22 protein-coding genes, 1 tRNA gene and 1 pseudogene are annotated in these 23,210 nt (G+C 68.9%); 10 read left to right on the forward strand and 14 right to left on the reverse strand.

Going from position 1 to position 23,210, the window contains the following annotated elements:
- Positions 1–25: 25 nt before the first annotated feature.
- The 7 genes and pseudogenes from ACLFA2_RS13975 to idi all read right to left on the reverse strand — a co-directional run bounded on the left by ACLFA2_RS13975 (position 26) and on the right by idi (position 5,711).
- On the reverse strand, positions 26–919 hold the full coding sequence (locus tag ACLFA2_RS13975; protein WP_021200003.1) for a prenyltransferase: 894 nt from the start codon (positions 917–919) through the stop codon (positions 26–28).
- Entirely contained in the window at positions 916–1,260 is a 345-nt protein-coding gene (locus ACLFA2_RS13980; protein ID WP_021200002.1) for a lycopene cyclase domain-containing protein, read from the reverse strand. Before ACLFA2_RS13980 ends, ACLFA2_RS13975 begins: the two co-directional genes overlap by 4 nt.
- On the reverse strand, positions 1,257–1,604 hold the full coding sequence (locus tag ACLFA2_RS13985; protein ID WP_021200001.1) for a lycopene cyclase domain-containing protein: 348 nt from the start codon (positions 1,602–1,604) through the stop codon (positions 1,257–1,259). The genes ACLFA2_RS13980 and ACLFA2_RS13985 overlap by 4 nt, the downstream gene beginning before the upstream one ends.
- A pseudogene (gene crtI, locus ACLFA2_RS13990) lies at positions 1,604–3,280 on the reverse strand (phytoene desaturase family protein); the annotation flags it as partial. The gene ACLFA2_RS13985 and the pseudogene crtI, both read right to left, overlap by 1 nt.
- Positions 3,202–4,110 (reverse strand): phytoene/squalene synthase family protein, encoded by a 909-nt coding sequence (locus ACLFA2_RS13995; protein ID WP_167255757.1) that lies wholly within the window; start codon positions 4,108–4,110, stop codon positions 3,202–3,204. The pseudogene crtI and the gene ACLFA2_RS13995, both read right to left, overlap by 79 nt.
- Positions 4,107–5,186 carry a polyprenyl synthetase family protein gene (locus ACLFA2_RS14000; RefSeq protein ID WP_426621492.1) on the reverse strand — a complete coding sequence of 360 codons (1,080 nt, stop codon included), beginning with the start codon at positions 5,184–5,186 and terminating at the stop codon, positions 4,107–4,109. The genes ACLFA2_RS13995 and ACLFA2_RS14000 overlap by 4 nt, the downstream gene beginning before the upstream one ends.
- Positions 5,187–5,189: 3 nt before the next feature.
- The gene (gene idi / locus ACLFA2_RS14005) at positions 5,190–5,711 is read right to left on the reverse strand and encodes an isopentenyl-diphosphate Delta-isomerase (RefSeq protein ID WP_029258655.1); all 522 of its coding nucleotides are present in this window, start codon (positions 5,709–5,711) and stop codon (positions 5,190–5,192) included.
- Between the two features lie 88 nt (positions 5,712–5,799).
- Between idi and ACLFA2_RS14010 the strand changes: the two genes are divergently transcribed.
- Entirely contained in the window at positions 5,800–6,447 is a 648-nt protein-coding gene (locus ACLFA2_RS14010) for a MarR family winged helix-turn-helix transcriptional regulator (protein ID WP_021199996.1), read from the forward strand.
- A 45-nt stretch (positions 6,448–6,492) separates the two neighbouring features.
- Here ACLFA2_RS14010 and ACLFA2_RS14015 read toward each other — a convergent pair whose 3' ends face one another.
- From ACLFA2_RS14015 to ACLFA2_RS14025, 3 genes are all read right to left on the reverse strand, one after another.
- A complete protein-coding gene (locus ACLFA2_RS14015) occupies positions 6,493–6,978 on the reverse strand; it encodes an Lsr2 family protein (RefSeq protein WP_346380868.1) in 486 nt (161 codons plus the stop codon).
- The gene (locus ACLFA2_RS14020; protein WP_021199994.1) at positions 6,935–7,792 is read right to left on the reverse strand and encodes a LuxR C-terminal-related transcriptional regulator; all 858 of its coding nucleotides are present in this window, start codon (positions 7,790–7,792) and stop codon (positions 6,935–6,937) included. Before ACLFA2_RS14020 ends, ACLFA2_RS14015 begins: the two co-directional genes overlap by 44 nt.
- A 168-nt stretch (positions 7,793–7,960) precedes the next feature.
- Positions 7,961–8,473, reverse strand: coding sequence for a methylated-DNA--[protein]-cysteine S-methyltransferase (locus ACLFA2_RS14025; RefSeq protein ID WP_426621493.1), 513 nt, complete (start codon positions 8,471–8,473; stop codon positions 7,961–7,963).
- Between the two features lie 239 nt (positions 8,474–8,712).
- Between ACLFA2_RS14025 and ACLFA2_RS14030 the strand changes: the two genes are divergently transcribed.
- Positions 8,713–12,381 carry an AAA family ATPase gene (locus tag ACLFA2_RS14030; protein WP_426622477.1) on the forward strand — a complete coding sequence of 1,223 codons (3,669 nt, stop codon included), beginning with the start codon at positions 8,713–8,715 and terminating at the stop codon, positions 12,379–12,381.
- On the forward strand, positions 12,374–12,577 hold the full coding sequence (locus ACLFA2_RS14035; RefSeq protein WP_021199991.1) for a hypothetical protein: 204 nt from the start codon (positions 12,374–12,376) through the stop codon (positions 12,575–12,577). The genes ACLFA2_RS14030 and ACLFA2_RS14035 overlap by 8 nt, the downstream gene beginning before the upstream one ends.
- 136 nt (positions 12,578–12,713) lie before the next feature.
- Here the strand turns inward: ACLFA2_RS14035 and mscL are convergent, their stop codons facing one another.
- From mscL to ACLFA2_RS14050, 3 genes are read right to left on the reverse strand one after another with little or no spacing between them, the layout of a single operon-like run.
- A complete protein-coding gene (mscL, locus tag ACLFA2_RS14040) occupies positions 12,714–13,136 on the reverse strand; it encodes a large conductance mechanosensitive channel protein MscL (RefSeq protein WP_021199990.1) in 423 nt (140 codons plus the stop codon).
- A 24-nt stretch (positions 13,137–13,160) separates the two neighbouring features.
- Complete coding sequence (locus tag ACLFA2_RS14045; protein ID WP_021199989.1) at positions 13,161–13,433, reverse strand: FmdB family zinc ribbon protein; 273 nt, start codon at positions 13,431–13,433, stop codon at positions 13,161–13,163.
- 14 nt (positions 13,434–13,447) lie between these two features.
- The gene (locus ACLFA2_RS14050) at positions 13,448–14,044 is read right to left on the reverse strand and encodes a 5-formyltetrahydrofolate cyclo-ligase (RefSeq protein ID WP_167255761.1); all 597 of its coding nucleotides are present in this window, start codon (positions 14,042–14,044) and stop codon (positions 13,448–13,450) included.
- A gap of 41 nt (positions 14,045–14,085) precedes the next feature.
- Here ACLFA2_RS14050 and galU point away from each other — a divergent pair, with 41 nt between their 5' ends.
- The 7 genes from galU to ACLFA2_RS14085 all read left to right on the forward strand — a co-directional run bounded on the left by galU (position 14,086) and on the right by ACLFA2_RS14085 (position 22,232).
- On the forward strand, positions 14,086–14,973 hold the full coding sequence (gene galU / locus ACLFA2_RS14055) for a UTP--glucose-1-phosphate uridylyltransferase GalU (protein ID WP_021199987.1): 888 nt from the start codon (positions 14,086–14,088) through the stop codon (positions 14,971–14,973).
- Positions 14,974–15,016: 43 nt separating this feature from the next.
- Positions 15,017–15,628: a GNAT family N-acetyltransferase gene (locus ACLFA2_RS14060; RefSeq protein ID WP_021199986.1), complete on the forward strand. Its 612-nt coding sequence runs from the start codon at positions 15,017–15,019 to the stop codon at positions 15,626–15,628.
- Between the two features lie 92 nt (positions 15,629–15,720).
- Positions 15,721–16,566, forward strand: a complete 846-nt coding sequence (locus ACLFA2_RS14065) for a hypothetical protein (protein ID WP_167255763.1) — start codon at positions 15,721–15,723, stop codon at positions 16,564–16,566.
- A gap of 52 nt (positions 16,567–16,618) precedes the next feature.
- Positions 16,619–16,691, forward strand: a tRNA-Ala gene (locus tag ACLFA2_RS14070).
- Between the two features lie 142 nt (positions 16,692–16,833).
- Complete coding sequence (locus tag ACLFA2_RS14075; protein ID WP_426621494.1) at positions 16,834–17,547, forward strand: GntR family transcriptional regulator; 714 nt, start codon at positions 16,834–16,836, stop codon at positions 17,545–17,547.
- Between the two features lie 159 nt (positions 17,548–17,706).
- The gene (locus tag ACLFA2_RS14080) at positions 17,707–20,838 is read left to right on the forward strand and encodes a LamG-like jellyroll fold domain-containing protein (protein ID WP_426621495.1); all 3,132 of its coding nucleotides are present in this window, start codon (positions 17,707–17,709) and stop codon (positions 20,836–20,838) included.
- Positions 20,835–22,232: a HupE/UreJ family protein gene (locus tag ACLFA2_RS14085; protein ID WP_426621496.1), complete on the forward strand. Its 1,398-nt coding sequence runs from the start codon at positions 20,835–20,837 to the stop codon at positions 22,230–22,232. Before ACLFA2_RS14080 ends, ACLFA2_RS14085 begins: the two co-directional genes overlap by 4 nt.
- Before the next feature lie 45 nt (positions 22,233–22,277).
- On the opposite strand, the gene ACLFA2_RS14090 is transcribed toward ACLFA2_RS14085, so the two are convergent.
- Positions 22,278–23,210: an arginase family protein gene (locus ACLFA2_RS14090; protein WP_347123196.1), complete on the reverse strand. Its 933-nt coding sequence runs from the start codon at positions 23,208–23,210 to the stop codon at positions 22,278–22,280.

The raw sequence follows: 23,210 nt of genomic DNA on the forward strand, positions 1-23,210 counted from the left end.
GGTTCCTTTCGGGCGGAGCTGGGGGTCAGGAGATCCAGGCGAGGATGAGGATCATCGTCGCGAGGAAGCCGGCGAAGTAGTTCAGGGCGATGAAACGTCGCCAGGCGCGGTTCGTGGAGGCGGAGGTCTCGTCGGTCACGTTCCACCACGGCGCCGCGTTGACGATGTAGGGCAGCGCGAGGGCGGCGGCGAGCGTGCCCGGCCAGGGGGTCAGCAGCATCGCCGCCCCCGCGATCACCCACAGCGACACCGACAGTCGCACCGTCGCGCGTGCGCCGATGACCGTCGCGATAGACGAGATCCCGGCTTCCCGGTCAGGGCCGATGTCCTGCACAGCTCCGAAGGCGTGGGCGGCCATGCCCCACAGGAAGAAGGCGCCGAGCGTGATCGCCGCGCCGACGGTCACGGGCGCCTCGGCCAGGGCGAGCCCGACGATGGCGGGGCTCACGAAGTGCGTACTGGAGGTGACGGAATCCAGGAACGGGCGCTCCTTGAATCGGAGGACAGGCGCGGAGTAGGCGATGACCGCGAACACGCTGACCGTCAGCCAGAGCCACGACGCCGGGTTTCCCACCACGACGAGGTAGACCAGGAAAGGGATGTTGGTCGCCGCGGCCGTCCACAGCGTCGCTCGATGGATGCGAGGGGCGAGGAGAGCCCCTTCGATGCCGCCCTTGCGCGGGTTCGCCAGATCGGAGGCGTAGTCGAAGACATCGTTGATCCCGTACATCGCGAGGTTGTAGGGGATCAGGAAGTACAGCGTGCCGATCACGAATGTCAGATCGATCTCGCGGGTGCTGAGGAGGTAGGCGGCGGCGAAGGGGAAGGCGGTGTTGATCCAGCTGATCGGACGCGACGACAGGATGATCTGGGCGATGTCTCGTCCGATGCTGCTCGGCGGAGCTGCGGCGGTGCTCATCGTGAAGTCTCCTCATCGATCGGTCGACGATCGTGCGCCCGCCGCCGGGCACGCATCGCGGTCCACAGGGCCGGGAGGAGCAGCGCCCCCGCGAGCGGATAGGCGAAGTCCTCGATCGGAGCCAGGCCGACGTGCACGCCGAGCAGCGGATCCTGCGCATAGTGGAACAGGCCGCTCGCGATCATCGCGGTATCGAACGCCGCGGTGAGCACGAACAGCACGACCACGGTCAGCAGCACGGCGAGCGGGCGCGGGCCGCGCGTGCGGGAGGCGAGCGCGAGCCCGATTCCGCCCAACGTGGCGACAGCCACGAAGCAGGCGGAGAGCTGGAGGTAGGTCATGATGCCTCCGCCTCGTCGCGCCGCCGCGCTCGGCGTCGGGAGATGACCCGGGCGGATCCGGTGTAGATCACCATGGTGCACACCACGAGGAACACCAGGAACACGGGTTCCTCGATGGGAAGCTCGGGGGCCAGGAGCAGACCCGACGCGATCGCGCCCTCGCCCCGGAAGAAGATCCCGTTGGCGATGCCCGCCACGTCCCAGAGCAGGAAGAAGACGAGGCCGACGGCCGTGACGACCGCGGCCGACACCGCGTCGCGCCAGAAGAAGAGGCGGAACCGCCAATCCAGCAGCAGCATGCAGCTCAGCGACAGGAGGAGGGCCGCCAGATACACGACGCCCATCAGGGCGCCTCCGTCATGGCAGCGGAAGAGCCGGGAACGGGGAGCGGGCCGGGGGAGTGGTCGCCGCGGACGCGCTTGAGGACGATCTCCGCACTGATCAGGCACATCGGGACACCGACGCCGGGCGCGGTGGTGGCCCCCGCGTAGAAGAGGCCCTGCACGCGCCGAGAAGTGTTCTGCGCGCGGAACATCGCGCTCTGCGAGAGGATGTGCGCCGGCCCCAGCATTCCTCCGCGCCAGGAGTGATAGTCGTCGCGGAAGTCTGCGGGACCGGTCGTCTCGCGCACGACGATGCGTTCGCGGAGGTCGGGGATCCCCGCCCACGCCGCGATCTGATCGATCGCCGCATCCGCGGCGCGCTCGATCTCGGGCGATCCCGCTCCGTCGGGTCCGCCGTGTCCGAGACCGACGTCCGCCGGGACCGGGATCAGCACGAATAGGTTCTCGCTGCCGGCAGGGGCCACGTCGGGATCCGTTGCGCTCGGCCGGCACACGTAGATCGATGCCGGCTCGGGAACGGTCGGCGTGGCACCGAAGATCGCGTCGAAGTTCGCGTCCCAGTCGTCGGTGAAGAACAGGGAGTGGTGCGGCAGCTCGGGGAGTGTGCCGCGAACCCCGAGCATCACGAGGATGCCGCCCGGTCCGCTGGTGCGCCGTGCCCACCACGACTCGGGGTAGGTCTGCAGCGAGGGGGGAAGCAGCGCCGTCTCGGTGTGGTGCAGATCGGCCGCCGAGACCACCACATCGGCGCTCTCCGTGTGCGTGGAGCCGGAGGCGTCGACCCAGCCCACGCCGGTCACGTGGGTACCGTCGCCGCCGTCCTGGGTGCGGATTCCGGTGACCTCCGCCCCGGTCTCGATGCGGACCCCCGCGTCGCGCGCCAGCGCCTCGATCCGCTCGATCACCCGCCAGAAGCCGCCCTGCGGATAGCTGACTCCCTGGTCGAGATCGAGGGCGCTCATCAGGTGGTACATCGCCGGCGCGCTTCGCGGGTCGGTGCCGAGGAACACCGCGGGATAGCCCAGGATCTGTCGGACCACGGGGTGCGTGAAGCGCCGGGCCGCGAAGGACTGCAGGCGTGTTCCGAGCAGGGCGGAGAGGCGCGGCAGTGCTCGGAGGACCTCGGGGGCGAGGAGCGAACGCATGCGCGTGAAGGGGTTGTAGAGGAAGTACTTCTGCGCCATCGCTCCGGCATGCTGCGCGGAGTCGAGGTAGGCGTCCAGCGTCGCCGTGGAGCCGGGCTCCAGCGCTTCGAAGAGTCCAGTGACCTGATCGCGTCCTGCGGGGACGGTCACGGGACCGGATCCGCCACCGACCGCATCCGGGTCGCGGAACACCCGGTACCCCGGATCGAGGGGGATGAGATCGAGCTGCGCATCGGTCGTGGTGCCCATCATCTCGAAGAAGTGGTCGAAGACCTCGGGCATCAGATACCAGGACGGCCCGGAGTCGAAACGGAAGCCGTCACGTTCGATCGTCCCGGCGCGGCCACCGACGCGATCGTTCTTCTCGAGGATCACGACCTCGTGCCCGTCCCGGGCGAGCAGTCCCGCGGTCGCGAGACCGGCGACTCCGGCACCGATCACCACAACCCGGCTCATCGGTCCCGCTCCATCGCTGTGACGAACACGGACCGCGCGGCGAGAGCGGCTTTGATCGGATCCGGAACGCGTACCCGGCGTCGGTAGAGGACGTCGGCGGGGGTCTGCGCCACACGGCGGGTCAGAGCGGCGAACAGAGCCAGGGCGCTGCGCACCGCCGCGCGGGCGTCCTTCGGCAGCAGGGGGATAGCGTCACGCGCGTCGGCCAGTTGCCGGAACACGGTCTGCACCCATGCGTCCCGGTCAGCATCGGTCAGACGCGCAGCGCCGCCGAGGTAGCCGCGGTGCAGGCGGTCGGTGTCATCGGCGAGGTCGCGCAGGAAGTTCACGTTCTGGAAGGCCGCACCGAGCTGACGGGCGCCGTGCCGCAGCGTCGCGAGGTCTTCGGGCGCACGTTCGGTATCCCGGAGGAACACCCGCAGGCACATGAGACCGACGACTTCGGCGGAGCCGTAGACGTACGCCGCGTGGGCTTCGACGTCATAGGCGGCGAAGCCGGCGTCTTCGTCGATGTCTGCGCGCATCGAGTCGAAGAACGGCTGCGTCAGGTCCTCGCCGATCCCGCACTCGCGCGCGGTCCGCGCGAACGCATGCAGGATGAGATCGCTGCTGTAGCCGCTGCGCATCGAACGATGCGTCTCCGCGATGTAGGAGTCGAGCGCGGCGGATTGCGCGGTCACGTCCAGACCAGCTTCGGCGGCGACGCCGTCGACGATCTCATCGGCGATGCGCACCATCGCGTAGATGTTGCGGACGTGCTGGCGATGACGGCGTCCGAGAAGACGGGTCGCGAGTCCGAACGACGTCGAATAGCTGCGGATGACATCGGTCGTCGCGATCTCCGCTGTGCGGTTGAAGCGCCGGAGGGCGGTGCTGTCCCGACGATCAGCCGCGTCCGCGTTCATCGACTGCGACTTCCGACTCGGGAGGCGAGGGTGCGCAGTACCTGTCCGGCCGCCGGGGGCAGACCATCGGCTTCCGCTTCGAGGAGTGCGGCGTCCGTGGCATCGAGGTGCTCCTGCACCAAGCCTCGGACGAAGGTCTCCGAGCCGCATTCGCGCAGTCGATCACGGGCAGCGGCACCGTCGGTCGGGCTGAGATCCGGTCTTCCGAAGTGCAGTTCGATGTCGTCCCACTGGCTCGTCATGCGGGCGTAGGCGATGATCGCGGTCTCCTTGCCTTCGCGTAGATCCGAGAACGGGTCCTTGCCGTGCTCTTCCGGGTCTCCGAACACGGAGAGCAGGTCATCCTGCAGCTGATAGGCGAGGCCGAGGTGCAACCCGATCATGGCGAGATACTCCTCGGTCGCAGCCGACGAGGCGGCGAGCACCGCCGCAGCGCGCAGCGGGAGCACGAAGGAGTATGTCGACGTCTTGTATGCGCTCGTGGAGAGGATCGTGCGCAGATCGGGGGCGATGATGCCGTCGCTGAGGGCGACGTCGGCGTGCTCGCCGGCCACCGTCTCGAAGATGGTCTGTTCGAGCAGGCCGAGCAGACGATCGCGGGCTTCGGGCATCACGTCCGCTCGGGCGAAGCCCAGCACCGCCGAAGACAGGAGCAGGTCTCCGAGCAGGATCGCGCTCGATCGGGCCCAGTGCAGGGCGGCTTCGGTCGGTCGCGCCGCGTGCTCGGCGACGAGCGCACCGATCAGATTGGGACGCCGTCGTCGCATCAGATCGCCGTCGATGACATCGTCGTGCAGCAGGAAGGCGAAGTGGAGAAGTTCGACATGGGCCGCGACATCGATGGCCGTGCGCGTCTCATCGGCGGTCAGGGGAGCGGGGGCCAACGCGTGCGTCAGATCCAGGAGGAGCCGGGGGCGGATGAGCTTTCCGCCGAGGGCGTGCTCCTCCGCGGCCCGCCACAGCCCCACGAATTCGTTCCCGTACCGCTCTGCGGCGGCGCTCCTCTCGGAGAATCGATGACGCAGCGCCTGCTCGATCCGCGTCGCGAGCGATTCCTCGGTCGTCGTCACGCTCATGCGTCACACCTCGCCGAGTTGTCGCAGCTGCGGCAGCTGCTCTACGAGCCAGGGGCTGAACGCGAAGGGTGCATGCGTGACAGCCTCGATCAGCGAATCGACTTCGACCCAGATCCATTCCGACACCTCATCGGGATTGGCGGCCGGGTCGCCGTCGAGGATCGTGACGTGCACGGGGCAGATCTCGTTCTCGACGATGCCACTCGCATCCACCGCGCGATAGCGGTAGTCGGGGAGTGCCATGCGGATCTCGGTGAGGTGGATGCCGAGCTCGCCGACGCCATGTCGGCGCACGGCCTCGTCCATCGTCTCGTCCGGTCGTGGATGACCGCAGAAGCTGTTCGTCCAGACGCCCGGCCACGTCTTCTTCGCGAGCGCTCGACGAGTGAGGAGCAGCCGCCCCTCCCTGTCGAGGACATAGCAGGAGAAGGCGAGATGCAGGGGAGTGTCTCTCGTGTGGACTTCGCTCTTCGGGAGCGTGCCGAGAGCTGTCCCGTCTTCGGCGAGGAGGGTCACGTCGTCCATGGCATCTCCCAGATCTCGAGCGTTCATATTTAGCTAACTTGGTGAGTAGTCAACTTAGCATGAAACTGTTGGTGTGTAACATGATCGCATGACCACGGAGCCCGGCACCAGCCCGCACGCGGGCGCGGAGGATTCGCTCCCCGTCGGCGACGGCGGATCGCGAACGTCCGCGGATACGCCTGACGGGCTCGTCCATTCGGCGATCTACGACGTCGAGGCAAGTGATCCCCGCAGCGTCCTGATCGATCGCAGCGGTGTTCCGCCGGAGGAGTTGAAGCAGATCGCCCGGGTGATGGAGTCGCTCGCCGGACTGCGCGAAGCCGAGCAGGCGCTGTCCCAGGCGTCACGTCGATACATGCGTCTGAATGAGACGGACATGCGTGCGTTGCACTATCTGATCGTGTGCGCGAACCGGAACCTGGTGGCGACGCCGGGGGGAATCGCGCACCACCTCGGTGTCTCGACCGCGGCGACCACGAAGCTCCTCGATCGCCTGGAGCAGGGAGGGCACATCACGCGTGCCCCCCACCCCACCGACCGCAGGGCACTGCAGATCTCCATCACCGCGGAGACGCGACGTGCAGCGATGGAGACGGTCGGGCGTCAGCAGGCGAAGCGCTTCTATTCTGCCGCCCGCCTGAGTCCCGCTGAAAGGGAAACCGTGATCCGATTCCTCACGGATATGACGGAGGAGATCACGCTCCGCGACGAAGCCTGGGTGCAGGAAGGGGCGTAAAGTTCCCCCGCTTCAGCAGGGGAACTCGACGATCTCGGTCTGCGATCAGTGCGCCGCGTTGTACGCGTCGACGATCTGCGCGGGAATGCGGCCACGCTCGGAGAGCTTGTGTCCGTTCTCGTTCGCCCACGCGCGGATGGCCGCGACCTCAGGGTTTCGTGCAGGTCGCTTGCGAGTCGATGTCGCGCGCGGAGAATTCGACGAGCCGGCCTTTCGGCCTGCTGCCACATAAGGCGCCAATGCCGAACGCAATTCATCCGCATGCGCGGCATTCAGATCGATCTCGTATGCCGTGCCGTTGAGCGAGAAATGCACCGTCTCGCCTTCGCCCACTTCCAGGACGCTGCCATCGATGTCGTCGACCAGCTGATGCACAATTCTTCTCGCCATGATCGCGACCTTACTCGCTCCGAGGAAATGCGACAAGTTGCGAATAGCGAGCCGCGGTAATGTGACGCGCAATACGCAATAAATCAATTCTGTGTGGTCAGGGGAGAAGTCCGGCGCGGCGAGCCCTCGCCACGGCGGCATGACGAGTCGAGGCGTCGAGTTTCGACATCGCCGTGCCGAGGTAGGCCTTGACGGTCCCCTCGCGCAGACCGAGCTGCGCGGCGATCTCGGCATTCGTCGAACCGAGAGCCGCGCATGCGAGCACATCGGTCTCTCGCGGAGACAGGTGGACGGTGGGGATGGGGCTCGTCGCGGGTGATGCGATGTCGCCGGCGAGGGTCATGAGGCGTCGTTCGACCTGCGCGATCCGGTCGCGGACATCCGCGTCTTCCACGGAGGCGGCGATACTCCGCAGCTCTGCGAAGCTCTGCCTCAGCTCCTCGCGCTGTGCCGGCGCCACGACCTCGTCGCCGCGCGTGGTCTCCTGCAGACGGCGCTGCACCTCGTCGCGGATGCGCAGCTCATCGGCGACAGCCTGCGCGACCTGCATGGCGGGTGCCGTGGTCACACCGCCCACCCGCTCCTCATCCCATCCGCCGGCGTACAGCACTCCGCGGGAACGGCCGTGGACCACGATCGGCAGCGCGAGAAGGGTGCGCAGGCCCTCGCCGAGGACGAACACGTCGTAGTCGTGCGTGATCTGCTGTGACGACCCGTAGTCGCTCGTCATCCGGGGGCGGAGCTCCATCATGGCCCGCCCGCCGAGCCCGCGCTCGGGTCGCACCCGGAGCCCGTCCAGCGACCGCGTGCGCGCACCGACGATGCTCGTGACGCTCACGACGCCTTCTTCGATGAGACCGCCGAACGCGACGGGGAAGCGCGTCCGCCTGGCGAGCTCGCGCACGGCGTTCGCGACGAGATCCGCCTCGGATTCGCGGGTGACGGGTGAGGACACGACTACCTACTTCCGGGGTGACGCTGTTCCCCGTTTCGTAGCGTCGACGATATCACCCGTGTCATCGTCACCGTCGTCGTCGCGGACGGCGTCGGATCCATCGGCTCCCAGGGGAAGCGTGTGGACCCGGCGGCCTACTCGCCGGGTCCACGACGTGGCCTGTCGACCTCAGTGCGCCTCGAGGTCGAGCAGGAACCGCTTGCGTTCGGGGTGCGCTCCGTACTGCCCTGCGCTGCCGTCGGAGCGCACCACCCGATGCACCGGCACGATGATCGAGAAGGGGGTGATGCGGCACGCGGTGCCGACGGCGCGCGCAGCCCCGGGGTGACCCGCGAGGATCGCCACCTCCCCGTAGCTCATGGTCTGGCCCCACTCGATGCTGCAGATGGTCTGCAGCGCGGCGAGGGCGAACCCGTCGACGAGCCGCCAGTCGAGGCGGATGCGCCTGTCGAAACGCACCGGCTCGCCGTCGAAGTAGTCGGACAGGAGATGAGCGAGTTCGTCGGCGGCTCCGGGGTCGGGCTCTGGCACTGCTCTCAACTGATGGGACACGCCTTCGAGCAGCCAGGGCACGCGCGGGTCCTCGGACTCGGAGAGGTCGAATCGCACGATGCCCTCGTCGGAGAACACCGCGAGAGCATCCCCGAACGGCGTCGGGGCGAAGTCGTAGCGGAACGTCATGCCCCCATCCTGTCCGCTCGGCTCGACGCGGAATCGCATACTTGACGTTCCGAGTGGAGAACGCGACCCGGGTTCACATCGGGCAGGAGAAGTGCGCCACCCCCTACGCAGCGCAGAATCGCCGGAAATTCGGCGGAAACCCGCCTGGGATACCCCGTCTCCGCAGGTCGCACGCCTAGGGTGTCAGTGTGTGGCGACGTGAAGACAAGTCTGCGGACGACACAGCGGTGGATGCTGCTGTGTCGATCAGCGATCTGCACGGAACCACGACAGGCCTCGACATCGCACACGCCGCAGAGGCCGAGCGGACGCGTCTGAGGGCCGAGGCAGCCGATCTCGGTGGCCCTTCGCCGCTCGTGAGCTTCCGTGACAGCCCGGAGTCGGGCATCGATATCTCCAAGGCGCACCCGGGGAGCTTGCCGCAGTTCATCACCGGCAAGTCGACTCTCCTCTCGAATCTCTTCCGCGACGAGGTCGGGCTGCGGACAGCTCGGCTCGCCGCGGAGCGCATCACCGCGAAGAACACCGAGCTCCGTACCGTCCGCGGCATCGAAGCCGTGCACCTCGCCGTCGGAGTCGCCCGGTGGCGCATCGGGGGAGCGGGTTTCGCGGCCCCCGTGCTGCTGCGTCCGCTGGCGATCCGCCGCCACCACTCCGATTTCGAGTTGAAGCTGCAGGGCACCTTCGAGGTGAATCCCGAACTCGTGCGGATCGCTCGCGACCACTTCGGCCTCACGATCGATGCCACCGCGCTCGCCTCGTTGGCCTACGACGGCGGCATCTTCAAGCCGCAACCCGTGATCGACAGTCTGCGCGCGATGACGCGTTCGATCGACACGTTCTCGGTCGAACCGCGTCTGGTGGTCTCGACGTTCGCCGATGTGTCAGGACTGATGTCCCGCGACGGGGGCAGCCTCGATCATCCGGTGCTGAACGCCCTGGCCGGTCACGTGGGAGACCGCGAGCGCGTCACCGCTCCGCGAGCCATCCCGCATCACATCGGCCCGGATGATCGCGCACCGGCCTCGGACAACCTCCTCCTGGATGCGGACGCGGAGCAGGAAGCAGTGCTGGCCCGTATCGCGGCAGGGCATTCCCTCACCGTCGCGACCCTTCCCGGAACCGGGGGGACCCAGACCGTGATCAACGCGCTGGGTGAACTGGTGCGCGGCGGCAAGCGCGTGCTCGTCGTCTCCGCGCGGCGCTCCACCTTGGACGGGGTGCGTCACCGACTCGCCGGGATCGGCCTCGACAGCCTGGCGATCTCGCCGGCGAGCGTGCGGCGCGATCTGGTCAGGGCCATCGGACGCAATGAGAAGGCCACGGCGCCCAAGGTCAGCGAGGTCGACGATGCACTCGTGCGTCTGCGGACCGTCCTGCGCGACTACCGTCAGGCGCTCAGCGCACCCGTCGCCGGCCTGGACGCCTCGGTGCTCGACGCCACCCGTCAGCTGACACGGCTGGCGTCGCTTCCCGTGCCGCCGTCGACCACTGCTCGACTCGGCCCCGATGCCCTGCGTCGACTCGCCGCCGATCGCACCGAGGCCGCCGAGGCGCTCGCCCAGGCGGCCCGTCTCGGGGAGTTCCGCTTCGGCCCGAACGACTCGCCGTGGTACGGCGTCACCTTCTCCAGCACCGAGGCCGCTCGTGCCGCCCATGAGCTCGCCGGTCGACTGCACGCGAACAGTGTTCCCGCCCTTCTCGAGCGCGGCTACGAGCTGATCGCTCAGACCCACATGCGGCCGTTCTCGACCATCGACGAACTGGGTGAGTACCTGCGTCTGCTGCAGGGGATCCGCGACTCGCTGGACCGGTTCAGCCCGACGGTGTTCGAGCGTCCGCTGGGCGAGCTCATCCAGGCCCACGGTTCACGCCGCGACGCTCCCGGGTTGTCCGGGGCGAACAGACGTCGGCTGCGGCGTCTCGCGAAGGAGTACGTCCGTCCGGGCGTGCACGTCACCGAGATGCACGAGGCGCTGCTGCGCATCCAGGCGCAGCGCACGCAGTGGCAGCGGTGCGTCGAGGCGGGTGTCGCGCCCGAGATCCCCCTCGGTCTCGCCGACGTGTACGTGGCCTGGCAGCGGGTGGAGGCCGAGCTCGCCGAGCTCGACGCCGCACTCGGACGACGCGAGCCATTGGCGTCGCTCCCGGTGGCGCGACTCGTGCGCACGCTCGCGGGGCTGGCCGCCAAGTCCGATGTCTTCGAGAACCTCGTCGAACGCGCCCAGTTGCGCGACCGACTCGCTCTGCTCGGGCTGGAGCCGCTGCTCGCCGAGCTCTCCGTGCGCCATGTCTCCGAGTCCCAGGTGGGGGAAGAACTCGAGTTCGCGTGGTGGCAGTCCCTCCTCGAGCGCGCGTTGCAGGACAACCGCGCCCTCCTCGGCGCGAACACCGCAGTCGTCGATCGGCTCGAACGCGACTTCCGGCTGGTCGATGAGGCGCATGCCGCCATGGCCGGACCGCTGCTCGCCTGGCAGCTGGCCAACCAGTGGCGGATCGCGATCGTCGACGAGCCGCAGCAGTCGCAGCACCTGCGCCGTGCGCTGACGCAGTCGGCGACCACGACCGCGCAGGTCGTCAGCGCCGCGCCCACCCTTGTCGACGTGCTCGCCCCGGTCTGGATCTCGTCGCCGTACCTGGTGCCGGAGATTCCCGACTCGGTGGAGTTCGACACGGTGATCCTGGTCGATGCCGCAGCGATCAACCTCGCAGAGGCCGCCCCGGCGATCCGGCGCGCGCGCCAGATCGTCGCGTTCGGCGACCCGGTGACGCAGCGTCCTACGCCGTTCCGCATCGCGGTGGACCCGGAGGAGTCGTGGGAGGCCGAGGTACCGTTCGACGACGTCTCGGCCTTCGAGCGGCTCTCCGGGCTCCTGCCGGTGATGACGCTCACCCGCAGCTACCGTGCGGGCGGCGAAGACCTCGCGGAGCTCATCAACGACGCGTTCTACGGCGGCGAGATCGTGTCGCTTCCCTGGGCGGGCTCGTATCTCGGTCGCGGCAGCCTCACGGTCGACTACGTGGAGGGCGGCACGGGAACACCGGACCCGATCTCCGGCGCCGTCGAGAGTCCGGACGCCGAAGTGGCGAGGGTCGTGACGCTCGTGGTCGAGCACGCCGTGCATCGTCCTGCCGAATCGCTCATGGTCGTGACCGCGAGCGCGCGCCATGCCGAGCGCGTACGCGCCGCCGTCACCTCGGCGTTCGCCGGGCGCTCCGACGTCGCGGACTTCGTCGGACGCGACACGGTCGAGCCGTTCGCGGTGCTGACGCTCGAGGAGTCGGTCGCCGAGAGCCGTGACCGCGTCATCTTCTCGCTCGGCTTCGGACTCACCAAGCACGGTCGGGTGCTGAGCGACTTCGGCGATCTCTCCACTCCCGACGGAGAGCGACTCCTCACTGTCGGGATGACGCGCGCGCGCCGCTCGATGGTGCTCGTCTCCTCGATCCGTCCCTCCTCCTTCGACGACGGACGCCTGGAGCATGGAGCGGCGACGCTGATGTCGATCCTCGGCGGACTGGCCGCCCGCAGCCGAGACGCGCGCCTGGAAGACCTTGCCGATCCTCTCACCCTCGCCCTCGCGCGGGAGTTGCGGCGTCTGGGCGCCTCGGTGGACGTCGACTATCGCGGATTGCTGCCCCTGGTGGCCCAGCACGGCGGCAAGGCGGTCGTGATCGAGTCCGATCCGGAGACGCGGGGCGAGTCTCTGCGGGAGACGCTGCGGCTGCGACCGCACGTGCTGCGTCGTCTGGGCTGGCACTATGTGCGCGTGCACGCCTTCGATCTCTACAGCGACCCCGTGACCGCCGCGACGCGGATCGCCGCGGTTCTCGGCATCTCGGAGTCGACGCCGCGCGCGGAGAACGACACGCAGCCGATCGACATCGTCGACACCCGCGATGACTGACCAGTCCGACACCCCGACGCCGCGCCAGCGCGTGGTGCGGGTCACCGGTTCACGGCGTGCCCGCCTGACCCCGGTGCCGGGGAGCGACCCGGCACCGGAGTCCGGCCCCGCCGAAGTGCCTCCGCGGTCGCGGCCGAAGGGCGCCAAGGGGCCGAACGACGACCAGCTGATCCAGGATGTGCCGCCGCACTACTGAGGCGCCGGAAGAACGGAGTCGCCGGATGACGGGGCAGTGCTGTCGCTGAACGCCGTGTCCGGTCGTCCGGGCAACGGAACCAGAAACGCACGGCCCTCCGAAGAGGACCGTGCGTCTCGGGTGCGAGCGGAGGCGGTCAGGCTCCGCGTTGTGCCTTGAGCAGGTCGCGGATCTCGACGAGCAGCTCGGACTCGGTCGAGGCGGCCGGCTCCTCCTCGGGCTCCTCGGCCGGAGTGCCCTTGCGGGCCTCGACGCGGGCCTTGAACGTGTTCATCGGCAGCACGAAGACGAAGTAGACGACGGCGGCGACGGCGAGGAAGCTGATGATCGCCGAGATCAGCTCGCCGATGGGGAACGTGACGGTCTCGCCGTAGATGTTCGTCACGGGGATGCCGAACTGACCGGCGGCATCCGCCTTCAGGAAGAGCGCGATGAGCGGGTTGATGATGCTGTTCACGACGGCCGTGACGATCGCGGTGAAAGCCGTACCGATGACGACAGCGACGGCCAGGTCGATGACGTTGCCGCGGAGCAGGAAGTCCTTGAAACCTTTGAGCATGGGATCCCCCAACAGATCGGGGCCTCAGGAAGAGGCCGGAGTCGACGCAGCCGCCGGTTTGGCGCTCGTCGTCGATTCCGTCTTCGATGATGCCGAACCATCCTTCGATCCACCGGATTTGGCGCGCGAGTCCGTGCGATAGAAGCCGGAGCCGTTGAAGGTCACGCCGATCGAGCCGTACTGCTTGCGCAACGCGCCACCGCATTCGGGGCACACGGTGAGAGCGTCGTCGGCGAAGCTCTGCACGGCGTCGAACTTGTGTCCGCACGAGGTGCAGGCATAGGCGTAGGTGGGCATGGGGGTCCTTGCGATCAGCGTCGCCGCGGCGACAGGGTGAGGGTCTGCGACGGGGTCACGACGCCATTCACGGGCTGGTCGTGCACCTCGCGCGGAAGTTCGTCGAGTACCTCGGAATCATAGATCACGGCATAGACGGGCGGGCACTTCTCCATCGAGCCGATGGTCTTGTCGAAGTAGCCGCGTCCCCAGCCCATGCGCATCCCGGTGCGATCGACAGCGGCAGCGGGGACGATCATGAGATCGACGTCGTTGACGGCGATCGGGCCCAGCACCTCGCCTGTGGGCTCGGGCAGACCGAACAGCCCCTCGCTGACCTCGTCGTCGTCGGTCGCCACGGCCCAGTCCAGCAGCCCATCGGCGCGAGTGACGGGGAGGAGCACGCGGATGCCGCGCCGCACGGCCCTGGTCACGAATTCACGGGTGCCCGGCTCGGTGGTGGTGGACAGGAAGCACGAGATGGAGCGGGCGCCGAGCTCGTCGATCAGGGCGTCGAGGCGTTCGCCGATGGCCGTGGCCGCGGCGTCGCGCTGCGTGTCGGAGAGGAGCTGGCGTCGTTCGCGGAGTTCGGCGCGGAGTGCACGCTTCGCATGTTCGACGTCGTTCGACATGGCTCCGAGTCTACGTCGGCGCTCACCACTAGGCTGGCAAGATGGCTGACCACAAGATCAAAGCCGTCATTCCCGCCGCAGGCCTGGGGACGCGATTCCTCCCTGCGACGAAGGCGATGCCCAAAGAGATGCTGCCCGTCGTCGACAAGCCGGCGATCCAATACGTCGTCGAAGAGGCGGCGAACGCCGGCATCGACGACATCCTCGTCATCATCGGCCGCAACAAGAACGCCATCTCCAACCACTTCGACTCCGTGCCGGAGCTCGAGGTGAAGCTCATGGAGAAGGGCGATACCGGTCGTCTCGAGCGCGTGATGAAGTCGAGCGATCTCGCCGACATCCACTTCGTCCGCCAGGGCGAGCCGAAGGGGCTCGGTCACGCGGTCCTGCGTGCGCGCACCCACGTCGGCGACAGCTCTTTCGCCGTGCTCCTCGGAGACGACCTCATCGACGAGCGCGACCCGCTCCTCACCGACATGATCGCCGAGCACGAGCGTTCGGGCGCGGCCGTGATCGCGCTTATGGAGGTCGACCCCGCGAACATCCACATGTACGGTGCGGCCGCCGTCGAGCCGCTCGAGGGGTCCGACGCCGTCCAGGTGACCGGTCTCGTCGAGAAGCCCGCGCAGGAAGACGCGCCGTCCAACCTGGCCATCATCGGCCGCTACGTGCTCCCGGCGTCGGTTTTCGACATCCTCGAGCACACCGAGCCGGGCAAGGGCGGAGAGATCCAGCTCACCGACGCGCTACAGGTGCTCGCGACCGATCCCGACGGCCCCGGCGTGGTCGGCGTCGTCTTCGGTGGACGCCGTTACGACACCGGCGACCGCGTCGACTACATCAAGGCGATCGTGCAGCTCGCCGCGGACCGCGATGACCTCGGGCCCGAGCTGCGTCCCTGGCTCAAGGAGTTCGCGGAACGCCTCTAGGCGACTCTGCGGGCGTCGGTGCGGCATGGATCTGGCGACGGGAATGCGACACGGACCCATAGAACTGCGGCTCGTCCGTGCGAAGGATGCGCGACCGCTGCAGCATGAACTGCTCGCCAACAGGTCGTGGCTCCAGCCGTGGGAGGCGACCGTCCCCTACGGCTCGGTGTCGTTCGACATGAGGCTCAGCATCCGACGCCTGCTCCAGCAGTATCGTGACGGCTCGGGCTATCCGTTCGTCATGGAGTACGACGGCGAGGTCGCGGGACAGCTCAACGTGTGGGGAGTGTCCCGCGGCTCGCTGTGCTCGGCCACGATCGGGTACTGGGTGAGCGAGCGGTTCGCCGGCCGGGGGATCACTCCGACTGCCGTGGCGATGGCCACGGACGCGTGCTTCACGGAGTACGGACTGCACCGCATGGAGATCTGCATCCGGCCGGAGAACGCGGCGAGTCTGCGCATCGTGCAGAAGCTGGGGTTCCGGTACGAGGGGCTGCGTCGTCGTTACATCCATATCGACGGCGACTGGCGCGACCACTATGCGTTCGCCCTGACGAAGGAAGATGTGCCGCAAGGGGTGCTCGCACGCTGGCTCAGCGGTCAGGTGCCGCCCGACGCCGCAACGGTGCCCCCCTCCGACCGCATTTCGCAGTGAAAAGGGTCATCTGGTCCTGATCCGGACGGACACGCCGCGACACGCGCCTTACTGTACGGCCCAGCCAGCTTCCAGCCCTTAGCGTTGTCGGTATGGACGGGCCGGTGCTGAGCGGGGGAGTGATCGTGCTCGTCGCCGTGCTGCTCTGGATGCTCTATCTGCTGCCATCCTGGCGGGGGCGATTCCAATACAACGCCGCTGAACGCAACGCGGTGCGGCTGAACCAGGCCCTGCGTGTGCTCGCCGAGACGAGCGAGACTCCCGGTGAAGTGCGCTTCGAGTTGAACGCGCGCACCGCGCTGGCCCAGCAGAAGCTGGCCAAGCGGGTGCAGTCCGAACGTGAGGCTGCCGAACTCGAGTCCCTTCGTGAGCAACTCGCGGCGACCAGGGCCGATCCCGTGATCCGACGGGCACGGGCACGTCGACGTGTCCGTGTCGCCGCGACCAGCACCCTCCTCGTCGGACTCGTCATCGCCGGGCTCGGCGTCTGGCAGCTCCTGGCTGCCGGGAGCTCGGCGCTGCTGTGGATCGGTGGCGCCGCCGTCGTCGTCGCCGGCATCGCCCTGCAGCGCATGGCCGCGGTCGCCGGCCGTGTCGCACGCGCCACGCACGTGGTGGCCACGCCGGCCGCCCCGCGCGTCGCCCCCGAGCTGCACGATCAGGGTCGGGCGACCTGGACACCGCGTCCGCTGCCGGAGCCCCTGGTATCGGTGGCCGGATCTCGGGCGCAGGCCGCGCAAGCTCAGCTGGAGGCGCAGGAACAGCGTCGCAAGGCCGCGCGCGTCGCCGCCCTGCGCGAACGCGCCGAGCAGATGGCGCCCGAGGCGCCGGTGCCCCTTCCTGCGGCCTCGTCGCCGTATGCGCGGATGGGCTTCGTCGACGACGCCGAGATCGAAGCGCACGTGCGCGAGTTGCTCTCGCGCCGCGCCGCCGGATGACCGTCCGCGGCGCGAACAGCTTCTCCGTCGTGATAGCGTAGATGTCGTTCACGGGCCTATGGCGCAGTTGGTAGCGCGCCTCGTTCGCATCGAGGAGGTCAGGGGTTCGAATCCCCTTAGGTCCACCGAACACTGAAGCCCCCAGGCACATGCCCGGGGGCTTCAGTCATCTCCGGGGTGCCGGCGCATGGGCGTTAGAGTGAGCTGTGCCGTCGCAACCCGGGAGCGCTCCGCTCGACAACACCGTGATGCGATCGCATGCGGCCGATGAGTGAGGTGCTCGCGCTCCTTCGCGCGCAGATCCTCGACGGCACCTACGCCGGGGGTGCAGGGCTTCCCAGCGAGATGGAGCTGGCCGCCCTCCACGGGGTCTCTCGACGGACGATCCGCACCGTGCTCGCCACCCTGGCGCGCCAGGGCCTGGTCGAGTCGCACCGGGGCTCCGGGTGGTTCGTGCAACCCAGCCAGCCGCAGGGGTTCGACCGGATGCGCTCGTTCACCCAGTGGGCGCGTGGCCGCGGGCGCACCCCCGGTGGACGCATCGTGGCCCGCACGACGCGGAAGGCCACGGCGCGAGAAGCGCGACTGCTCGGGATCCGCACGGACGCAGACGTCCTGACCTTCACCCGTGTGCGGACACTCGACCAGCGCCCCGTGATGGTGGAGCGCTCGACCTGGGCGCCCTGGGTGGTGCCGCATGTGACCGGCGTCCCCGACGATGTCGTCTCCACGACACGAGTGCTCGCAGACGCCGGGATCGTGGTCTCGTCGGGAAACCACCGGATCGAAGCGGTGGCTGCGGCGACCGAGGATGCGCGTCTGCTCGGTGTGCGGAGATCCAGTCCGCTCCTGCAGGTGCGACGCGAAACCTTCGCCTCGAACGGCCGACCCGTCGAATGCGCCGAGGATCGCTACGTTCCGCACACGATCTCCTTCGAAGCGCAGGCCTTCGGAGCGGCCGCGCTCCCCGGCGAGGACTGAACGGGTCGCGCGACTGCGCCCACTGTGCGCACCGGGTCGCCCGGATCGCCGCGCGGGCGGCCGATGACACGTCTGCGTCGGCCGGTGTTCACCCCGGCGTCATCTTGCGGCGGTCGATTGGGGAAGTCCGATTTCTTCTCGTCTCACAGAGGATGCTCCGTGTCTCGTCGTAAACCGCCCGCCCCCGATCCGTCCCTTTCCCGCCGCGGATTCGCGCGGCTCCTCCGCCCCGCATCGCTCGTCGCCGTCGCCGCCTGTATCGCGGGGCCTGTGCTCCCGGCTGCTGCGTCCGTGGCCGCACCGGTCGTCACCACGTCGAACGCGAGCCTCGCCGTGACCGATCCCGAAGACGTGTCGCCCGCCACCGAGACGGGCGGCACCATCATCCGCCTCGAGCGCGAGGCACCGACCAGCGGTCGGGTCGGGAGTGCTGTGCTGCTTCCTTCGGCCTCCGCGGCCGATGTCGACGGCTCCGCGAGCGAGCTCGTCGTCACGGTGGAAGACCCTTCCGGTGTCGTCACGATGGTCATGCCGGAGGAGTCCGGCGGGTATCGATTCACCCCGACCGTCCCCGGTGATTACGTCGTCGGCTACTCGATCAGCGATGCCGCAGGCGGCGTGAGCACGGAGACCCGCACGATCACGGTGACCGGGGCTCCGGATGCGGCCGTGGCTGCGGCTCCGAGCGTCGCAGCGGCGCCGGCGGTCGAGGCCGGAGGACCGGACGTGCGCTTCGCGGCGATCGGGGACATCCACGTCAACTGGGACGAGCTCGCCGAGGCCTACGACTTCTGGGCACAGGAAAACGTCCAGACCGCCCTGTTCGTCGGCGACCTCACCAACAGTGCGACGCCGGGCGAATTCGCCGGACTCAAGCAGACGATGGATTCCAAGGCAGGCCTCGGTATCCCGGCGATCGCGTCGCTCGGAAACCACGACGTCTCGGGTATCTCCTCGTACGACCTGTTCACGCAGGCGACGGGCGGCCAGAAGCCGAACGCCGACTACACCGTGAACGGCTACCACGTCATCACGGTGTCGCCGGGCAGTGGCACCATCGACCCCGACACGGGCAAGCCCTCGGGAGCGAGCGGTGGCAACTACGCCTACGCCCAGTCCTGGCTGCAGCAGAGGCTGGCCGCCGCCACCGCCGAAGACCCGAACAAGCCCGTCATGGTGCTGGTGCATCACCCGCTCCAGTGCACGCACTACGTCTCGAACGAGTGGTACGGCACGGGCCTGTCCAGCGGCTGCGGCGACGGCTTTCAGTCCGTGTTCGACGACTTCCCCCAGGCGGTCGTCTGGGGCGGCCACATCCACACGCCGCAGAACATCCCGACCTCGATCTGGCAGGGCCAGGAGAACCGGTCCGGCGATCGGTCGACTCAGGGCTTCACCACCGTGAACGCGCCTCCGCTGGCGTACTACGAGTTCGAGTCGGGCGTCGTGAACTCGAGCCCGACCAGCCGCGGCAACGACACCACGCCGGATGACGCGGGCAACAACCGCCAGACGGCCATCGTCGAGATCACCGGCACCACCGTCACCATCAAGAACTACGACCTGCTCGCCGATCAGTGGATCGACCAGACCTGGACCTGGGACGTGGCCGACTCGGTCGATGAGACCAAGTCCTATGACGAGCGTTTCCCGTTCAACAACTCTCACCGCGCAGCGCAGTCCGCCGGCCCGATCTGGCCGGAGGGTGCGGCCGTGACCGTGGCCGACATCGCGAGCACGAAGGCGATGGCCTCCTTCCCGCAGGCCGTGCCCGCGCCGAACTCCGTCGGCGACATCGTGCACAAATACCGCTACTCGACGGTCGACGTCGCCACCGGCGAGGAGGTGAACTCGTTCCTGCAGTGGTCGGGGTTCTACAACCTGCCGATGCCGGTCGACCGCAGCCACGAGGTGTGGAACCTGCTCCCCGGACGGGAGTACGAGGTGCGGGTCACCCCGATCAACGCCTGGGGCAAGGAGGGTGCCGCGCTGACGACGCGGTTCACCAGCACCGAAGGCAGCGGCGGTGAGGGGCCCTTCGACCCCAGCAGTCTGACCTTCGACGACCTCCGCGCCGCCCTGCCCACGGCTGATCTCCTGGATGTCGGCTTCGCGGGCGGCACGGCGAGCGACTCCTCTCCGGCCGCGCGTCCGCTCACCGCAGGCGCCGATGCCCGGATCGAGAACGATCCCGGCGTGGGATCCGATGTCGTGATCGGCGCGGAGGGAGCTGCCACCGGCATCCGCACTCCGAAGTGGACGGACGCGGAGTATGCAGCGCTGCAGGATGGTTTCACCCTCGATGCGACCTTCCGTCTCGACGCGATCGCCGGCGGATACGTCGACGTGTTCGGCGGCATGCAGAGCGGGGGCATCGGTCTCGAGGCCGTCGGCACCAGCGCGACGACGTACGAGCTGCAGTTCTGGTACGCCTCGCCTCGTCCGGCGGTCAGCCTGAAGTACGGCCAGTGGTACCACGTGACCGCCTGGTATGACGGCCAGGATGCACGGCTGTACGTCGACGGTGTCCGAAAGGCCGAGTCCGAAGGAGTGTCGTTCTCCGTCAAGCCCAGCGCGGCCGACGCGCGCTACATGGTGATCGGCGGCGACGCGAACACGTCGGGCGCGCTCGACGACGCCACCATGGACGGACGGATCGCCGGAGTCGAGGTCTACAGCGCTCCGCTCTCCGACAAGGACGTGTACCGGGTGGCGACGCGGGAGCTCACCGCACTCGACACCATGCCGCCGCTCGTGCGCGTCGCCCCGGAACCTGCGGGTGAGGCCACGGTCGGAACCGCCTACACCGCCCCGCGCGCCGAGGCCGTGGACAACTCGGGACGCGTGAGCACGATGCTCGAGGTGACCGACCCGTCGGGTGCCCCCGTGGCGGTCGACGACCCGGCGTCCGGCCTGCGGGCGCTCGCCGCGGCTGCCGGAGACGGATACACGTTCACCCCGACCGCGACCGGCACCTACACCCTGAAGTACATCGCGACCGACGCGGCCGCCCGGCAGAACCAGGTCACGTTCACCGTGACCTCGACAGCCGGCTCCGACGGCGGCAACCCCGGCGGCAACCCCGGCGGCACCCCCGGTGGCACCCCCGGTGGCACCCCCGGTGGCGGCGCGAACCAGGGCGGCGGTTCCGCCGGCGGACAGTCCGATCCACTGGCGGCGACCGGTGGCCCGGCCCCGACGATGCTCGCCTTCGCCGGACTGCTGCTGCTCGCCGGAGGCGGCGTTCTGCTCCGCCGACGGATGCTGCGCCACCCGGAGGGACAGGAATGAGGAACCGGCGTCGGCATCCGGGTGCGCGTCAGCGCCCCCGACTGGCGATCCGCACCCTGGTCGCCGGAGTCGTCGCCCTCACCGGGGTCGCCGTCAGCGTGATGCTGACGGCGGCCCCGGCCGCGGCGCACAGCTATGCGGCGACGGTCTTCGCCGATGTGTCCGAACCCGAGCGCGGCGTCGTGCGCACCGTGCTCGACATCGAGTACGTCCTGCTCGCGACCGACGGAGCGCGGGCGATGGGCGACACGGCCTTGGAGCAGGAGGCCTACGCCGACGTGCAGGCGAGCGGCCGGGATCCGGAGAAGCTCACGCCCGCGGTGCTCGACGATCATGCCGACTCCGTCGAGGGATACGTGCTGCCTCGGTTCTCGGTGAGCGTGGCGCAGGACGAGGAACCGTCGCTGGCGTGCCCCAACGCCGTGGTGGCGCCCTACGAGATCGTCATCCGGGACGGCGTACCGCATGCGCGCCTGGTGATCGAAGCCGACTGCACGGCGCAGGTAGAGGCGATGCCCGTGCCGTATCGGATCACGACCGAGCTGTTTCCCGGAACGGCTCCCGGGGGCATGACGACGACGATCGTCGACTACGACGTGCGTTCGGGGGCGGGTGTGGCCAGCCTCGACACCGACACGAACCCCTCGATGGTCACCACGACCGACTGGGGCTCTCGGATGGGTGAGTTCCTCGTGCTGGGGGCGGAGCATCTGCTGCTCGGCCCCGACCACCTGCTGTTCCTGCTGGCGCTGATCATCGGATCTCGACGGCTCCGGGATATCGTGCTGGCGGCGACGGCGTTCACGGTCGCGCACTCGGCGACCTTCATCCTCGCCGCCCTCGGGGTGGTGAGCATCCCCGCCTGGATCGTCGAGCCGGCCATCGCCCTGTCGATCGCCGTCGTCGCGCTCTGGGAGATGCGGCGGTTCCGGCGTGCCGGACAGGCGGATGCGATAGGGGTGGGCGGGACGCTTCGGCCCTTGTCCGGGAAGGCCCAGGGTCCTCTCGACGAGCAGCCGCTCGTCGGAGGCGGCGGGAGCGCTGTCGCCGTGCGGGAGCAGATCCTCGCGGCGCCGGCATCCGCACCGGCGGTCGACGGCTTCACCCGAGGGGATCTGCTGCGCATCGGCGTGGTCTTCGCCTTCGGGCTGATGCACGGCGTGGGCTTCGCCGGAGCGTTGGGAATCGACGAACCGTTCTCGTGGGATCTGCTCGGGGCGCTCCTCGTCTTCAACGTGGGTATCGAGCTGGCGCAGCTCCTGGTGATCGCGGTGGTGTTCCCGCTGTTTGTGCTGCTGCGCCGTCGGCTGCCGTCGGCGGGCTTCTGGATCGCGGCTGTGGTCGCCGCGATCGGGCTGTTCTGGTTCGCCGAGAGGCTGATCGCCGGAGTCTGATCCGCGTGCGCCCGCCTCCGACACGGGGGTGGGCGCACGGTGGTCTCAGCCGCGAGCGGCGAGCCCGGTGAGCAGTTCCAGCACGCACAGCGCCGCGAGCCGCACGGTGCGGGCATCGTCGGCGTCGGCGGTCGCATCGACCTCCGCGAGGTCGGCACTCACGACGCGGGCGTCCGCAGCCACGGCACGTGTGAGGGCCCGAAGCTCCCATGCCTGCAGGCCGCCGGGAACGCTCGCGGGGCACCCGGGCGCGACGGAGCGGTCGCACACGTCCACATCGATGTCGAGATGGACGCGCGGATCGGCTCCGGCGCCGGCGACCTCCACCGCCTCCGCGACCACGTCGTCGATGCCGCGGCGGCGCAGTTCGTCGAGTGTGATGACGCGGATGCCCCAGTCGGCGGCGCGCCGGGCGTAGGCGGCCGAGTTCGCGAAGTCGGCGATCCCGATCTGCACGATCCTCGTCGGGTCGATCCGAGACGTGTGCAGCGAGGATGAGCCGGGGACGTCCTCCACCAGACGCCGCACGGGCGTGCCGTTGGAGACGCCGTCGCGCAGGTCGAAGTGCGCGTCGAAGGTGATCAGTCCCGTCGCCTCGGCGCCGAGTGCCACGGGATATGTGAGCGAGTTGTCGCCGCCGAGTGCGATCACGAGTCTCGTGGCCGCGGCGAGATCGCGCACGCGGGAGATGACCCTCGCTTCGCCGGCGGAACCGTCCGGGTCGGCGACGTCACCGGCGTCGGCGATGCGCAGCACGTCATCGAGCTCGACCATGGGAGGCCCCATCACAGTCGTCCCGTAGCGGGGGAGGGCGTCGCGGATGGCGGCCGGAGTCGCGTGGGCTCCGGTCGGTGAGAGCGAGGTGCGCCAGGTGGGTACGCCGAGCAGCACGGCGTCGGCGGCGGTGTCGAAGGCGGCCCAGGATCCGGCGCGCGGCCAGAGCGGGTCGTGACTCAGCTGTCGGGAGGAGGGGGACAT

It is taken from the genome of Microbacterium sp. As-52, assembly GCF_049949185.1.
Classification (GTDB): domain Bacteria; phylum Actinomycetota; class Actinomycetes; order Actinomycetales; family Microbacteriaceae; genus Microbacterium; species Microbacterium maritypicum_A.

What these genes read in the sequence shown, in the direction of transcription:
- ACLFA2_RS13975 (WP_021200003.1), bottom strand. Translation starts at nt 919, where the DNA reads ATGAGCACCGCCGCAGCTCCGCCGAGCAGCATCGGACGAGACATCGCC.
- ACLFA2_RS13980 (WP_021200002.1), bottom strand. Translation starts at nt 1,260, where the DNA reads ATGACCTACCTCCAGCTCTCCGCCTGCTTCGTGGCTGTCGCCACGTTG.
- ACLFA2_RS13985 (WP_021200001.1), bottom strand. Translation starts at nt 1,604, where the DNA reads ATGGGCGTCGTGTATCTGGCGGCCCTCCTCCTGTCGCTGAGCTGCATG.
- ACLFA2_RS13995 (WP_167255757.1), bottom strand. Translation starts at nt 4,110, where the DNA reads ATGAACGCGGACGCGGCTGATCGTCGGGACAGCACCGCCCTCCGGCGC.
- ACLFA2_RS14000 (WP_426621492.1), bottom strand. Translation starts at nt 5,186, where the DNA reads ATGAGCGTGACGACGACCGAGGAATCGCTCGCGACGCGGATCGAGCAG.
- idi (WP_029258655.1), bottom strand. Translation starts at nt 5,711, where the DNA reads ATGGACGACGTGACCCTCCTCGCCGAAGACGGGACAGCTCTCGGCACG.
- ACLFA2_RS14010 (WP_021199996.1), top strand. Translation starts at nt 5,800, where the DNA reads ATGACCACGGAGCCCGGCACCAGCCCGCACGCGGGCGCGGAGGATTCG.
- ACLFA2_RS14015 (WP_346380868.1), bottom strand. Translation starts at nt 6,978, where the DNA reads ATGCCGCCGTGGCGAGGGCTCGCCGCGCCGGACTTCTCCCCTGACCAC.
- ACLFA2_RS14025 (WP_426621493.1), bottom strand. Translation starts at nt 8,473, where the DNA reads ATGACGTTCCGCTACGACTTCGCCCCGACGCCGTTCGGGGATGCTCTC.
- ACLFA2_RS14035 (WP_021199991.1), top strand. Translation starts at nt 12,374, where the DNA reads ATGACTGACCAGTCCGACACCCCGACGCCGCGCCAGCGCGTGGTGCGG.
- mscL (WP_021199990.1), bottom strand. Translation starts at nt 13,136, where the DNA reads ATGCTCAAAGGTTTCAAGGACTTCCTGCTCCGCGGCAACGTCATCGAC.
- ACLFA2_RS14045 (WP_021199989.1), bottom strand. Translation starts at nt 13,433, where the DNA reads ATGCCCACCTACGCCTATGCCTGCACCTCGTGCGGACACAAGTTCGAC.
- ACLFA2_RS14050 (WP_167255761.1), bottom strand. Translation starts at nt 14,044, where the DNA reads ATGTCGAACGACGTCGAACATGCGAAGCGTGCACTCCGCGCCGAACTC.
- galU (WP_021199987.1), top strand. Translation starts at nt 14,086, where the DNA reads ATGGCTGACCACAAGATCAAAGCCGTCATTCCCGCCGCAGGCCTGGGG.
- ACLFA2_RS14060 (WP_021199986.1), top strand. Translation starts at nt 15,017, where the DNA reads ATGCGACACGGACCCATAGAACTGCGGCTCGTCCGTGCGAAGGATGCG.
- ACLFA2_RS14065 (WP_167255763.1), top strand. Translation starts at nt 15,721, where the DNA reads ATGGACGGGCCGGTGCTGAGCGGGGGAGTGATCGTGCTCGTCGCCGTG.
- ACLFA2_RS14075 (WP_426621494.1), top strand. Translation starts at nt 16,834, where the DNA reads ATGAGTGAGGTGCTCGCGCTCCTTCGCGCGCAGATCCTCGACGGCACC.
- ACLFA2_RS14085 (WP_426621496.1), top strand. Translation starts at nt 20,835, where the DNA reads ATGAGGAACCGGCGTCGGCATCCGGGTGCGCGTCAGCGCCCCCGACTG.
- ACLFA2_RS14090 (WP_347123196.1), bottom strand. Translation starts at nt 23,210, where the DNA reads ATGTCCCCCTCCTCCCGACAGCTGAGTCACGACCCGCTCTGGCCGCGC.